This is a genomic window from Rothia sp. HSID18067 (genome assembly GCF_003989445.1).
Lineage (GTDB): Bacteria > Actinomycetota > Actinomycetes > Actinomycetales > Micrococcaceae > Rothia > Rothia aeria.
This window is the reverse complement of record NZ_RBMF01000002.1, coordinates 282,795-295,961: the sequence shown is the minus strand read 5'-3', so window position 1 is coordinate 295,961 and position 13,167 is coordinate 282,795. Positions and strand designations below refer to the sequence as shown.

Annotated in this window: 9 protein-coding genes; 4 read left to right on the top strand and 5 right to left on the bottom strand. The window is 61.1% G+C overall.

Annotation, left to right across the window (positions count from 1 at the left end; genetic code table 11):
- Positions 1 to 86 precede the first annotated feature (86 nt).
- Complete coding sequence (locus D8M23_RS06370; protein WP_126854125.1) at positions 87 to 1,115, top strand: DnaJ C-terminal domain-containing protein; 1,029 nt, start codon at positions 87 to 89, stop codon at positions 1,113 to 1,115.
- 7 nt (positions 1,116 to 1,122) lie between these two features.
- The gene (locus D8M23_RS06365) at positions 1,123 to 1,578 is read left to right on the top strand and encodes a heat shock protein transcriptional repressor HspR (RefSeq protein WP_126854124.1); all 456 of its coding nucleotides are present in this window, start codon (positions 1,123 to 1,125) and stop codon (positions 1,576 to 1,578) included.
- A gap of 49 nt (positions 1,579 to 1,627) precedes the next feature.
- Here D8M23_RS06365 and trmB read toward each other — a convergent pair whose 3' ends face one another.
- Complete coding sequence (trmB, locus tag D8M23_RS06360; RefSeq protein ID WP_126854123.1) at positions 1,628 to 2,446, bottom strand: tRNA (guanosine(46)-N7)-methyltransferase TrmB; 819 nt, start codon at positions 2,444 to 2,446, stop codon at positions 1,628 to 1,630.
- Between the two features lie 140 nt (positions 2,447 to 2,586).
- A complete protein-coding gene (locus D8M23_RS06355) occupies positions 2,587 to 2,871 on the bottom strand; it encodes a hypothetical protein (RefSeq protein ID WP_238693784.1) in 285 nt (94 codons plus the stop codon).
- Between the two features lie 407 nt (positions 2,872 to 3,278).
- Here D8M23_RS06355 and D8M23_RS06350 point away from each other — a divergent pair, with 407 nt between their 5' ends.
- Together D8M23_RS06350 and D8M23_RS06345 are read left to right on the top strand one after the other, a co-directional pair.
- Positions 3,279 to 4,754, top strand: coding sequence for an amino acid permease (locus D8M23_RS06350; protein WP_126854122.1), 1,476 nt, complete (start codon positions 3,279 to 3,281; stop codon positions 4,752 to 4,754).
- Positions 4,755 to 4,927: 173 nt separating this feature from the next.
- The gene (locus D8M23_RS06345; protein ID WP_174234620.1) at positions 4,928 to 7,507 is read left to right on the top strand and encodes a Tex family protein; all 2,580 of its coding nucleotides are present in this window, start codon (positions 4,928 to 4,930) and stop codon (positions 7,505 to 7,507) included.
- A gap of 134 nt (positions 7,508 to 7,641) precedes the next feature.
- Here D8M23_RS06345 and D8M23_RS06340 read toward each other — a convergent pair whose 3' ends face one another.
- The 3 genes from D8M23_RS06340 to D8M23_RS06330 all read right to left on the bottom strand — a co-directional run bounded on the left by D8M23_RS06340 (position 7,642) and on the right by D8M23_RS06330 (position 13,150).
- Positions 7,642 to 8,469, bottom strand: a complete 828-nt coding sequence (locus D8M23_RS06340; protein ID WP_126854121.1) for an aldo/keto reductase — start codon at positions 8,467 to 8,469, stop codon at positions 7,642 to 7,644.
- A 197-nt stretch (positions 8,470 to 8,666) separates the two neighbouring features.
- Positions 8,667 to 12,779, bottom strand: a complete 4,113-nt coding sequence (locus D8M23_RS06335; protein ID WP_126854120.1) for a DEAD/DEAH box helicase — start codon at positions 12,777 to 12,779, stop codon at positions 8,667 to 8,669.
- A 44-nt stretch (positions 12,780 to 12,823) separates the two neighbouring features.
- The gene (locus D8M23_RS06330; RefSeq protein ID WP_126854119.1) at positions 12,824 to 13,150 is read right to left on the bottom strand and encodes a hypothetical protein; all 327 of its coding nucleotides are present in this window, start codon (positions 13,148 to 13,150) and stop codon (positions 12,824 to 12,826) included.
- Between the last annotated feature and the right edge of the window lie 17 nt (positions 13,151 to 13,167).

Below are 13,167 nucleotides of genomic sequence, written 5' to 3'. Positions count from 1 at the left end.
AAACTTTATATAGGATTAAAAACTAAGGTTGTGCCCCTTTGGACGGGGCGTTACAAGAACCCCGGACGACGGGAAAGGAGAACTACATGGCAAGCGAAAACTGGCTGTCAGAAGACTTTTATAAAACCCTCGGCGTGAAAGAAGACGCCTCCGACTCCGATATTAAAAAGGCCTACCGCAAACTCTCGCGCAAATACCACCCGGACCTGAACCCCGGGAACGAGACCGCGGAGAAGAAATTCAAGGAAGTCTCCGAAGCCTACGACGTGCTCTCGGATAAGAAACAGCGCGAAGAATACGACCAGATCCGCAAATACGGTGCCGCAGGGTTCGGCGGCAGCGGTTTCGGAGGCGGCGCATCCGGGTTCGGGGGCGCTGGCGGCGGCTTCGGCGGCCAAAACGTGCACTTCACCACCGGCGGCGGTGGCGAAGGCTTCAACATTCAAGACCTGCTCGGCGGGCTCTTCGGTGGTGGCGCTGGCGGCGCGGGTGGTTCACGCCGTACCGCAGGGTTCACAAGCGCCGACTTCAGCGACGCCGGGTTTGGCAGCGGCGGCTTCGGCGGTGGTGGGCGCAAGCGCGCCCAGCAGGATAATAACCTCTCCACCAGCACCCGCATTACCCTGCCGCAGTCATACACAGGCACTACCGCGACCGTGTTCCTGCCGGACGGCACGAGTACCGAGGCGCGCATCCCGGCAGGCGTGAAGGACGGGCAGAAAGTGCGTGTGCGCGGTAAGGGCCGCCCCGGAACTGGCGGTGACCTGATCGTGACCGTGCGCGTCTCGGATGACCCGCACTACAGCCGTGAGGGAAACAACCTGGTGCTGCGTGCTCCCGTCACCCTGGATGAGGCAGTCAACGGCGGTGTGCTGGAGGTGCCCGTACCCGGCGGTAAAACCGTCAAACTGCGGCTGACCCCCGGCAGCGTGGGCCGTAAACTGCGTGCGAAAGGACGCGGGTTCACAACCAAGTCGGGCACCGGTGACCTGCTGGTGATCCCCGAGGTGCACCTGCCGCAGAACTTGAGCGATGAGGCGAAGGAAGCCTTCGAGAAATTCATTGCTCTGGCGCCGCAGGGGAACCCCCGTGAGGATCTTTTGAAGAAAAGTTAGGTAGCTTATGAGTGCCCATAATAAGCAGTCGTCGGCATCTGCCTACAGTGCCGACCGGCCGGTTTTTGTGATTTCGGTGGCGGCGGAGCTGGCGGGTATGCACCCGCAGACGCTCCGCCAATACGACCGCCTGGGGCTGGTACAGCCTTCGCGTGCGCCGGGTAAGGCCAGGCGCTATTCGCAGCGCGACGTGGATTTACTTCAGCGTATTCAGCAGCTCTCGCAGGAAGGCGTTTCGCTGGAGGGAATCCGCCGGATTATTGAGCTTGAAGAGATGGTGGAGGAACACCAGGAGCACATCGCCCGCCTGCAGGCTCAGCTTGAGGATGCGCACGCCAAGTTGGGGCTGGCGGAACGAGTGTTCGCGGCCAGCACCCGCGGGGATGTGGTGAATATCCAGCGGGGGCAGCGCCCGGCACCGCGCAAACGCTCCTCGGCGGTGGTGCTGTACCGGCGGAAATAGGGCTTGACCGCCCCAATACCTGCCGCTTTAAAACGGCAGCTGCGAGTATTTACTTACGCCTATAGGTCAGGTCGTGGGCGCGCCTTCCCGCCTCCCGGGCCTTCCTCTCAAAGCTGGTCAGGATGCGCCCCTCCCAGCGCGGCGCCCACCCGCCCACGGGGTCGTCCTCGGTAGCGCCTTCACCGGCATGAAGATTCTCGAAATCGGGGTGCGCCTCCATGACATCGCGCATCACGTGGGCGTATTCTTCCCAGTCGGTGGCTAGACGCCAGATTCCGCCGGGTTTGAGCACGCGCGCGACCTTATCGGCAAAAGCGGGGGAGACTAGGCGGCGTTTGTGGTGGCGTGACTTGTGCCAGGGGTCGGGGAAGAAAACCCAGAGCTCATCAACCGAGTTTTCGTCCAGCATATTATCGAGCAGTTCGGGGGCGTTAGCCTGAGCGACGCGCACATTCTCAACCCCGGCCTGCCCCATCTTGAGCAGCAGATCCGCAATGCCGGGGGTGTAGACCTCAACGGCAAGGAAGTTCGCCTCGGGCATTTCACAGGCGCGGTGCACGATTGCTTCACCCAGCCCGGAACCGATTTCGACCACCTGGTAGGCTTCGCGCCCGTAGATTGTGACCGGGTCGAAGGTGGCTTCGGGGGCTACAGAGGTATCTGCCCGCAGCCGGGGTATGTCGAGCACATGGGTGGGGGAGTACGTGTCCCACGCTTTTTGGCGGCGCGAGGTCAGGCGGTCGCCACGGCGCACGAAGGAATAAGGCTGGCGGAAGAACTCGGGTGGAACCTGCTTCTTACCGGGATCCTGCAAAGTTTCGGGTTCTAACGATGCGCCTGCGGAGGTGTTCTGCTCTTGAGATGACATACCTATCAGGATAACGTAGCGGCGCGCGGCGGCGGGTACTGTCAAAAATTCTGGGGATAAAAGTTTCGGGGGCAGTTTCTTCATGCGAATGAAGAAACTGCCCCCGCTTGGCCTTTACGACCGCACATTCGCCGTGCAGGCTACTTCTTCTTGCCGGAGAACAGCAGTGCCAGACCCGCGCCGAGCATCACGATGTTGTTGGCCAGCTGCTGCCCGTCCTGGGTGGGGCGGAAGGCTTTATCGTGCATGTCCTGGTTGCGGAAATACATGGTCATGAGGTTTGCGCTGAAAGCAGTCAGCCCGGCACCCGCCAGACGGCTGGGGATGAAAGGGGCCAGCAATGCAGGTGAAAATGAAGGCGCAGCCAGCGTATTGCTGTCGGCAGTACCGTGTATGGGTGCTGGGTCTGTCCCTGGGGCGGCCATTAGGTTGAAGCTACCCTAAGAAAGTGTATTATTATTCTGGTGAACGAATGAATATTTTTAAGTGTGCCGCAGGCTGGCGCATCATGCGAACCTTCCACTTGAATGTCTAATGTATCTCAATGTGTGGAATTACCTCAGGGCCCCCTTGCTTTTCGCGGTACTAAGGACTGTCTGTGAAGTCCTTACCATGACTTGCGACACCCCGCATCGTACCGTGTATGATATAAGACATAGATTTATAACACTCAACTTAAAAATAACTACTACATGCCGAATTAGTTATGTAGAATATATATTCAAAACATTGGTAGTTTCCTACACATCATGGGTTGTAACACCAAAGTTTGCCCCGAAAGTCGGGGCTGTCCCACGCCGAACCGGGATCCAACCACGAAAGAGGAACTGTGATGCAGCAACCTCACGAAAACGCCGCACCGGCGGCAGAGAGTACAGGCCAAGCTGAAGAACTACACCGCGGGCTGAGCAACCGGCATATTCAGCTCATCGCCATTGGTGGTGCCATCGGTACCGGCCTATTCATGGGCTCGGGCAAGGCAATCTCCAAAGCCGGGCCCTCTATCCTGCTGGTCTACATTGTTATTGGCGCCGCCATTTTCCTTGTGCTGCGCGCGATGGGCGAGATTCTTCTCTCGAACCTCAAGTACAAATCATTCTCCGACTTCACCGCCGACCTCGTGGGGCGACCAGCAGGGTTCTTCCTCGGCTGGTCGTACTGGTTTATGTGGGTGGTTACGGCGGTGGCGGATATTATCGCTATCGTAGACTACAGCCAATTGTGGTGGCCTAATTTACCTAAAGCGATACCTGCACTTATCGTCATTATCGCGCTACTGGCGCTGAACCTGCCCTCGGTGAAGAACTTCGGTGAGATTGAGTTCTGGTTCGCCATGATTAAGATCGTCGCTATCTGTGCACTCATACTGGTTGGTATTGTGATGGTAGCCACCAGCTTCACTACCCGCGATGGTTATCACGCACAGATCGCTAACCTGTGGGAGCACGGCGGGTTCTTCCCTAACGGAGTCTTCGGCTTCCTCGGTGCCTTCCAGATCGCTATCTTCGCATTCATGGGCTCGGAGCTAGTGGGCACCACCGCCGCAGAAACCCAGAACCCCACCGTAACCCTGCCCAAAGCCATTAACTCGGTTCCGGTACGTATCATTATCTTCTACGTGGGTGCGCTTCTGGTGATCCTCATGGTGAACCCCTGGAATGAGATTGACCCCGCGAAAAGCCCCTTCGTGACCATGTTTAGCCTCGCCGGGATAGCCATCGCCGCACACGTGGTGAACGCTGTGGTGCTCACCTCGGCAACCTCATCGGCGAACTCGGGTATTTTCTCCACCTCACGCATGGTATACGGCCTGGCGCAGGAGGGCGACGCCCCCAAGTCACTGGGTGTTCTCTCAGCCCAAGGCGTGCCCCGCAACGCACTATTCCTCACCTCCACGCTGCTGCTCTCAAGCATCGTGCTGCTTTATGCGGGCGACTCCATTATTGGGGCGTTCACGCTGGTGACCACTATGGCGGCTGTGCTCGTGATCTTCGTATGGTCCATGATCCTCATTAGCTACCTGTGCTACCGCCGTAAGCGCCCCCAGCTGCACGCCCAGAGCGTGTACCGCATGCCCGGCGGCGTGGTGATGTGCTGGGTTGTGCTGGCGTTCTTCGCATTCTCCGTCTGCATTCTGGCAACCGCTGAAGATACCCGCGCGGGGCTTATGCTGATGCCCATCTGGTTCGGCGGGCTCGCGATCGGTTGGTTCGTGAAGAACAAGCTGCACCCGGAGGTTCCCGAGACCAGTATCACCCAGTCCCACCCGATCGTGGATCTGAAACAAGCCTCAGACGACAAGAAATAGGGTTATAGCGCTCAAGCGCTCATAATGGCGGGGCCCGCGTACCCATCAAGGGATGCGCTGGCCCCGCCATTAGTGTGCTCTGCAGCCGCCGCTTACCCCGGTACACAGCAGAAACACGCCGAACACGCCGCCTCAAGTGGCAGAGAACCCCACGACGGTGCGAAACTAAAAGAATGAGCGCACAACGCCCCCACCCTAAACCCGCAAACAGCAGCAACCGTGACGGTGATGCCGCACCCCGGCCCGCACCTCACAACCCGGCGGACGGGCAGGGGACAGCATCGGCACCAGCACCGGGGAACCGCAGCCGCGCGCACAGCCTCCACCCACACAGCCCCCAGTCCCGCAACGGCACCCTGAACACATCCGGGGCAGGGGAAGAAGCGGAAAGTATCGCCGCAGAACTGCACCTTGCCCCGGCGAACGTTAACGCCGTTATTGCCCTGCTCGACTCCGGCGCCAGCGTGCCCTTCATCGCCCGCTACCGTAAAGAAGCCACCGGCGGCATGAGCGACATGAACCTGCGGGCCCTTCACACGCGCCTCACCCAGCTGCGCGCACTCAACCAGCGGCGAGAAGCCGTCCGCGCCGCCCTCACCGAACGCTACACCGAAGGGGCTATAGACCCGCTCACCTACGAGCAGCTGCTCGCCGGGCTTCGCGCAGCCCGCACCAAAACCGAGCTGGAAAACCTCTACGCCCCCTACCGCAGCCAGCGCATCACCAAAGCCCAGCAGGCACGCGCCGCCGGGCTGGACGCGCTCGTTGAAGACCTGCTGGAGGTGCCCCTCGCCGGTGTGTACGATATTGCCGCTGCCTACGTGAACGAAACTGGGGAGGGCGAAGAATACGCCATTACCACCGTTGAAGAGGCGCTTGAAGGGGCACGTGCCATTCTGATCGACCGCGCCGCCACAGACCCCGCACTCACCGGGCGGCTCTACGACAAGCTAGTCGCCACCGGCACCATCTCAACCCGGCTCATCGCCGGTAAAGACAGTGAAGGCGCAAAATTCGCCGACTATTTCGACTTCTCAGAGCGCATCCGCAGCATCCGCTCCCACCGTGTGCTTGCGCTGCTGCGCGCACGCCAGGCGGGAATCGTGAAACTCAGTATTGACGCAGCCACACCCCCGCCGCCGCTCAGCCACCTCAAAGGCGAACAGCGTGAAGCCGCCCGTGCAGCCGCCGAAAACTACAAGAACGCACGTTCGGTATATGAGCGGGAAATAGCCGCAGCCCTGCGCATCCCCGTGCAGGTGCTCAACACCGTCGACAGCGAAGACCGCGTGCTCGGCTGGCTCGCCGCCACTGTACGCGCCGCCTGGCGCAAACGCCTGCACCCACGCCTGGCCGAGCGCATCCGTGAAAACCTCTTTGAAACCGCAGAACGTGAAGCCATCGACGTATTCACCTCAAACCTGCGCGACATTCTGCTTGCCGCACCCGCCGGGCAGCGCACCACCCTGGGCCTAGACCCCGGTCTGAAACACGGCGTTAAATGCGCCGTCATTAATGGCACCGGGAAAGTGCTTGACGCCTTCACCATCTACCCGCACGCACCCCGCCACGACTGGGATGCTGCGCTCACCCGGCTTGAAAACGCCGTGCGCACCCACGGGGTTGAGCTTATTGCCATCGGTAACGGCACCGCCTCACGCGAGACGGACAAACTCGCCGCAGAACTGCTGGTGCGCCTGCGTGCTGGCGGGTACGAGAAAGCACAAAAAATCACTGTCTCTGAGGCGGGCGCATCCGTCTACTCGGCCTCCGCAACCGCCAGCGAAGAACTCCCCGAACTGGATGTGACCCTACGCGGCGCCGTCTCTATCGCCCGGCGCTTACAAGACCCGCTCGCCGAACTTGTCAAAATCGACCCGCAATCCATCGGCGTGGGCCAATACCAGCATGATGTGAGCGTTACCGCCCTGCGCCGGGGGCTTGACGCGACCGTCGAAGACTGCGTGAACGCCGTGGGCGTGAACCTCAATAGCGCCTCAGTCCCGCTGCTGGCGCGCGTAGCCGGGCTGAACCGAACCGTCGCCGAAAACATTGTTGCCTACCGCAACGAGAACGGCCCCTTTACTTCCCGAACCGAGCTGCTTAACGTGCCCCGGCTGGGCCCTAAAGCCTATGAGCAGGCGGCCGGGTTTGTGCGTATCACAGGTGGGGTGGAGCCCCTGGACGCCTCCGCCGTGCACCCCGAATCGTACCCCATTGCGCGGCGCATTATTGCGGATGCCCGCGCCCGCAACGGTGCCGTGTGGGCCGCCGGGGCGCTCACCGTGCCGGGAACATCAGAGAACGAGAAAGCGCTGATGGGGATGCGCCCTGCCGACTACATCACTAATACAGCGGGCGACTACACGGTGCGTGATATTTTGGCGGAGCTGCTGCGCCCCGGCCGTGACCCCCGCCCGGAATTCCGCACCGCACAGTTCTCAGAAGCCATCTCACGTATCGAAGACCTCGCCCCGGGCATGGTACTTGAGGGCGTGGTCTCTAACGTGGCGGCATTCGGCGCGTTCGTCGATATTGGGGTGCACCAAGACGGGCTGGTGCATATTTCGCAGATGAGCCGCCGCCGCGTGCACAATACCCATGATGTGGTGCGCAGCGGCGACATTGTGCAGGTCCGCGTGGTTGAGGTGGATGTGCCCCGCAAACGCATCTCGCTCTCGCTGCTGGTGGACGATACCCCAGATACCGAACCCGGCAGGCAGAAACAGAAAAAGAACAAACGTTCTCGATAGGGTGGGTTCTGTCGCAGAGGACAGTGGGCTTTCTGCAGAGCAGAAGGTTCCCTTGCTGTGAGAGGCTATGTACTCTCTCAGCGCAAAGGAACCTTCTACATGGGTGCGATCATCGGGGCCGCTAACCCCAGCTGCTAAAACTCAGGGTTCTGCGGGTCGGGGCCTATGCGACCATCCGCCCGGGTAAGCCCATCAATCGCCGCAATGTCTGCCGTATCCAGGGTGACATTAGCGGCCGCAAAGTTTTCGGCAATGCGCGCAGGAGTAACCGACTTCGGAATCGCCACAGTCCCCTTCGCCAGATGCCAGGCGAGCACAACCTGCGCCGGGGAAACGCCATGCTTACCCGCAATCTCAACGATCACCGGGTCTTTCAGAATCTCGCCACCCTGACCAAGCGGCGACCAAGCCTCGGTCACAATACCAAACTCACTGTGCACCGCGCGCATATCTTCCTGCGAGAAATACGGGTGCAGCTCAATCTGGTGAATCGCCGGGGTCACGCCGGTATCGGCGATAATTTCGCGCAGCTGAGCCTGCGGAAAGTTTGAGACACCAATCGAACGCACCTTACCCTGCTTCTTCAGCTCAATGAGCGCCCGCCACGACTCCAGATAGGTGCCCTGCTGCGGTTTAGCCCAGTGAATCAGATACAAATCCACGTAGTCGGTGCCGAGCCGCTCTAACGAGGCATCAAGCGCGGCAATAGCCTTCTCAAAACCCTGATCCGAGTTCCACAGCTTGGTGGTGAGAAAAATATCCTCACGCGGCACGGAGCTGGTCGCAATACCGCGCCCCACCCCAACCTCGTTCCCATAGATAGACGCAGTATCGATATGGCGGTACCCCGTTTCGAGAGCCGTGCCCACAGCATCGGCTGCACCATTATCCTCAATCTGCCACACGCCATACCCCAGCTGAGGGATGCTGTTGCCGTCGTTGAACGTGATGTTTTTGACCATTACTTCTCCTGAAATTTAATGGGGACTGACGCTTTCAACGGTACTCCCGGATGCGCCCGCACGCTAGAGCAGTGGGCGAATCCAGCCCAGCGCGAAACTGGGAATCCCCTCCCAGGAGCGTAAAAAGAGCCTTTATGTGAATAAAGCGTGAAAAGTCCCGCTTTATTTGTATAAAGAGCCTTTTTAGTGAGGGGAAATTAGGAGCCGGTCGGGGATAACAGCTGTCGCACCTGCTCAGCGCTGACCTTCGTTGAAGCAAACGAGCCGTCATTGACGACCGCCTCAAATAGGGCGGCCTTTGACTCTTTCAAATCCATGACCTTCTCCTCAATGGTGCCCTGCGCCACCAGCCGGTGCACGTGCACGTCACGTTCCTGCCCAATACGGTGGATGCGGTCCACCGCCTGCTGTTCCGCCGCCGGGTTCCACCACGGGTCCATAATGAAGCAGTGATCTGCCTCCGTCAGGTTCAGCCCGAACCCGCCCGCCTTGAGCGAAATGAGGAACACCGGTGCCACACCGTCAGCAAAATCCTTCAAAACCTGCGGGCGGTTGCGGGTGGCCCCGTCCAGGTACAGGTGCTTTATGCCTTCAGCCTCAAGCCGCCGCGAGATGGTGCGCAGGTACCCCGTGAACTGGCTGAACACCAGCACCCGGTGCCCTCCCGTCAGCAGGTCGGGCAGCTGCCCCAGCAGGTACTCTAGTTTGGCCGACCCCACCCCCTCATACTCCACCGGGTCGATCAGTGCAGCGTCCAACGCCAGCCGCCGCAGCAGCGTGAGCGACTGAAAAATGGTGAACCGGTTTTTATCCATGTCCTCCAGCAGGCCCAGCACCTTCTGCCGCTCACGCTGAAGCCGCGTATCGTAAATACGCCGGTGCGTGGGATTCAACGGAATATCAATGCGCACATCGTTCTTCTGCGGCAGCTCAGCAGCCACCACCTCCTTGGTGCGCCGCAGCATGAGCGGGCCCACCCGGCGGCGCAGGCGCGGCACCGCATCGGTGTCCTCCCCAGACTCGGCCGGGCGTGCGTACAGGTCACGGAACGCACGGGCGGACGGGAACAGCCCGTCTGCCACAATCGCCAGGATCGCCCAGAGCTCCATGAGGTTGTTCTCCATGGGGGTGCCGGTGATCGCCAGCTTAAAATCGGCTGGAAGTGCCCGCGCCGCCTTCCACGCGCGGGTGGCTGCGTTCTTCACAAACTGCGCCTCATCCAAAACCAGCGCGCCCCACCCGGCGGGCGGCACGCTGGCGGTTTCTTCGGTGGCAGCCTGCCTGCTGCGTTCCTGCAAGAGCTGCCCGTACTCGGTGTAGCCCGCCTCATCAATCCGAAAGAGGGCGTAACTGGTGACCACCAGGTGCGCACCAGCAACCATTTCAGCGATGCTTTTCCCGCTTTTCGCGGTGGACGCGCTCACCACTGCAACCTTCGCGTCGGGAACGAACCGTGCCGCCTCATTCGCCCAGTTACCCACCACAGAGGTGGGCGCGACCACCAGGAACGGTGCGAACGGCGGCTGCTCGCCATCCTGCGACCGGCCTGCCGTGGCCTGTTCGGCGTGCTCCTGCATGGCGTGGGCTAAAAGCGCGAGGGTCTGCACGGTCTTGCCAAGGCCCATCTCATCCGCCAGGATGCCGCCGAGGCGGTGCTGCCGCAAAAACGCGAGCCACCGGAACCCCTCCAGCTGGTAGGGACGCAGGGTCGCCTCCAACCCGGCGGGTGCCTGAAGGTTCAGCGCCGAGAAGGCGTATTCCCGCACCACCCCGGGTGTAGAATGCTCATTCTTTTTCTGGCTGTTCTGCGCTGTTTTTTCGGGGTTTTCCGTCCCTGAGAGGTCTTCTGGTGTATCCGTTTGGGTCTCGTCTAGAAGGCTGAGCAGGTTACGCACCTGCGCATCCCAGGAAGCCACCGTATTCACATGCGACGCCAGGGACTCAAGCTCATCCCACAACCCCACCTGGCGGCGGTTAATGCGCAGCTCAGTGCCGGAATCGTTGAGGGTGCGTGCCTCAGCAATGAGCGCCCGCAGCGCCGTGAATTCCGGGCGGTTCAGCGAAAAATAGGTGCCGTTACCCAGAAGAATCCTGTCTTGGGCACGATCGAGCGCCTCAAAAACCTGCGAGAACGGAACATGCCAGTCATTCACGCGGATAGCGATACCCAGCCCGAACCAGTCCCGTGAATTCCCCTCAGTCACATTCACCTCAATGAGCGCGTCGGTGGCCTCCGTAAACTCGGGCACGGTGCCCAGCAGCCGCACCCGAACCCCGGAAATCCGCCGCAGGGCGGGCAGTACGCGGGTGAGAACATCGCGGGTTTCCCAGCCCTCGGTACGTCCGCGCGTCAGCTCAATAGTGCCGGGCAGCGAACGCACCTTACGCAGTACCCGCGCCTCAAACCGGGCGTCACGAATGTCCCCGCCGGGTTCACCCGCGTAGCCAAACACCGGCAGGCGCGTGTACTGTTCACCGGTGCCCGTTTCGCTGTCGGGCTCATCTTCGGCGGTGGGGGCGCCGAGCGGGTTCAGTGGGTATTCCCAGTACCAGTCGGTGGTCGCATCGTGCGCCACCTGCTCATTAAAGGCCATTTCAAACACCAGGTGAGGCGAACGCACCTGCGGCAGGTTCAGCGCCGGGTCCGGGGTCAGCGCCGGTACTGTACGCGCTAGGGCGGGCAGGTATTCGCGGTGAAAATCTTCACGGGAAGCCCCGGGAACCTCAATAGCGCCGGTGGTGATAAATGAGTCGGTGGCGGCATCCAGCGGCTCAGCGAGGGGGATGAAGGCCAGCTGCAGTCCGTCTGGAATCTGCGGTATGTCGTCGTGGTGCTCCGCAGGTGCGGCACCGGCAAGCTCGGGGATCAGCTCACCCGGGGCAGGGCTACCTGCCTGTGATTGTTCCGCCGCCGCTGGCTGCTCCGCCTCGGCGGCTGCGAATTCGGCGCGGCACACGCGGTCGAGTGCACCCTCGCGGGTTGTTTTCCACCGCACCTGGGCTGCCGCCTGCTCGTACACCTGCTGCGCCAGCCCGCCAAGGGCGAAGAACCCAATGCAGCAGGTGCCCGCCCCGGCCCCGTTGTAGCCGCTGTTCGGGGTGCCCAGGGGGTGAGAGTTCGCCGCATCCACCCACACCTGCCGGATGCGCCCGTCCTGGCGGGTTTCCCAGCCGAGTATCGGCTCAAGACGCAGCCCGCCCTCCGCCGGGTCGCTCAAGGAGGTGCCGGGGAGCGTTGTGGCACGCATTTTTACGGTGGCTGGCGGCAGCACCGTCAAGTTTATTTCGCGCCCTTCAAGCAGGATCGGCAGCCCGATGCGCTGGGCGCGTGCGAGCACATCCCACAGTAGGGCGCTGCCGGATGCGCTGAGCGAGACCCAGTCTCGATGTGAGGTGTACATGGACTGCCAGGGCCGCACCACCGAGTAGAGCTCAGCAAACCACCGTTCGTGTTCGGGGTATATTTCGTGGCGCAGCACCGGCCCGCCTACGGATGAGGCGAAGGTTTCCCAGCTGAGGCCGCCCTTGACCCAGCGCCCCGTGTTGGAGCGCATGAGGGGGCGGGCGAGCAGGTTAATACGGGCGGCGGTTTCTGTGCTTGAGGGGCCGAAAGACCGGGCGGGTGCCACGCTGAAAGATAGGTCTAACGCCCCGGATACCCGGGCGGAGTCAATGCCGGTGGGGGTGCCGCCTGCGGCGAGCACCTGGGAGAGGTCGCGCCTCCAGGCGGGGATGCGTGAGGGTGCGTTCTGCGGGGTGTCGTCAGGGTGAGGGCTGCCGGGGTGCTGCGCCGTCTGACGGGTGCGGGTGCTGCGCTGTGGGGTGCGGCTTTCACCCTTGACGTCGGTTATTTTTTGGTCAGTCTCACCCATTGTGGCTGCGGTGCCCACCTCAACCCCGAGTCCTTGCAGGTCTCGCACAAGGTCTTTAACCTGCTCGGGCACCTGCGGCTCGTTATCTTCGGGTTCTATCCCCAGGGCGATACGGGATTGTTCCGCCCGGTCAATGGCGGTGAGCATGAGCGCGGCGGCGTGCTTACAGTTGAGGTCTACGGGGCAGGTGCAGTTCGAGACGAAGTGGTTATTGGTGGGGCCTTTGGGCCGGGAGAAGCGAACATATACTTCGTAGGGGGAGGGGGTGTTGCCGTTGACGAGGCCGTGCAGTTCGTTGGCGGCCGCGTCGTACCGGTAGCGTACAACCATGCCTTTGGCGGCGTAGTTGCGGGCGCGTTGGAAGGTTCGTCCGCCGACTTGTTCGAGTATCTTGTCTTCGGTGATGGGGATGCTGGGGAAGGGGTTCGGCTCGCTCACCGTTCCATTATCTCAAGGGTGTCAAAGCCTTGAGGCTGTTTTCGTCACTGCTGCTTTTCGGGCGGCTGCTTGTGCTGATCTGCCCTGAGTCGCCTGAGCTGTTCCTCCCGTATTTTCTTGTCTTCACGCACGGAGGTCATGATTTTTAGAAGCGCAGCAATAACCCCTAGGGGAATACCAATGCCCAGGCACCGGTAGCTAAGATCAGTAGTTGCTCGTACCAGTGGGCTTGTCCCTCCGGCGTCAATACCGCGCCACTCAAAAGCATGGTATTCCACCAGCGACCCCCAGCCCCCAAGGATCAATAGAATAACGCCAGCACCGAGGAATATAAGGGCTGCTATTCCGATAATACGTAGGGTGAGCTTCATACATAGCACCCAGCTTT

What these genes read in the sequence shown, in the direction of transcription:
- D8M23_RS06330 (WP_126854119.1), bottom strand. Translation starts at nt 13,150, where the DNA reads ATGAAGCTCACCCTACGTATTATCGGAATAGCAGCCCTTATATTCCTC.
- D8M23_RS06350 (WP_126854122.1), top strand. Translation starts at nt 3,279, where the DNA reads ATGCAGCAACCTCACGAAAACGCCGCACCGGCGGCAGAGAGTACAGGC.
- trmB (WP_126854123.1), bottom strand. Translation starts at nt 2,446, where the DNA reads ATGTCATCTCAAGAGCAGAACACCTCCGCAGGCGCATCGTTAGAACCC.
- D8M23_RS06355 (WP_238693784.1), bottom strand. Translation starts at nt 2,871, where the DNA reads ATGGCCGCCCCAGGGACAGACCCAGCACCCATACACGGTACTGCCGAC.
- D8M23_RS06345 (WP_174234620.1), top strand. Translation starts at nt 4,928, where the DNA reads ATGAGCGCACAACGCCCCCACCCTAAACCCGCAAACAGCAGCAACCGT.
- D8M23_RS06365 (WP_126854124.1), top strand. Translation starts at nt 1,123, where the DNA reads ATGAGTGCCCATAATAAGCAGTCGTCGGCATCTGCCTACAGTGCCGAC.
- D8M23_RS06370 (WP_126854125.1), top strand. Translation starts at nt 87, where the DNA reads ATGGCAAGCGAAAACTGGCTGTCAGAAGACTTTTATAAAACCCTCGGC.
- D8M23_RS06340 (WP_126854121.1), bottom strand. Translation starts at nt 8,469, where the DNA reads ATGGTCAAAAACATCACGTTCAACGACGGCAACAGCATCCCTCAGCTG.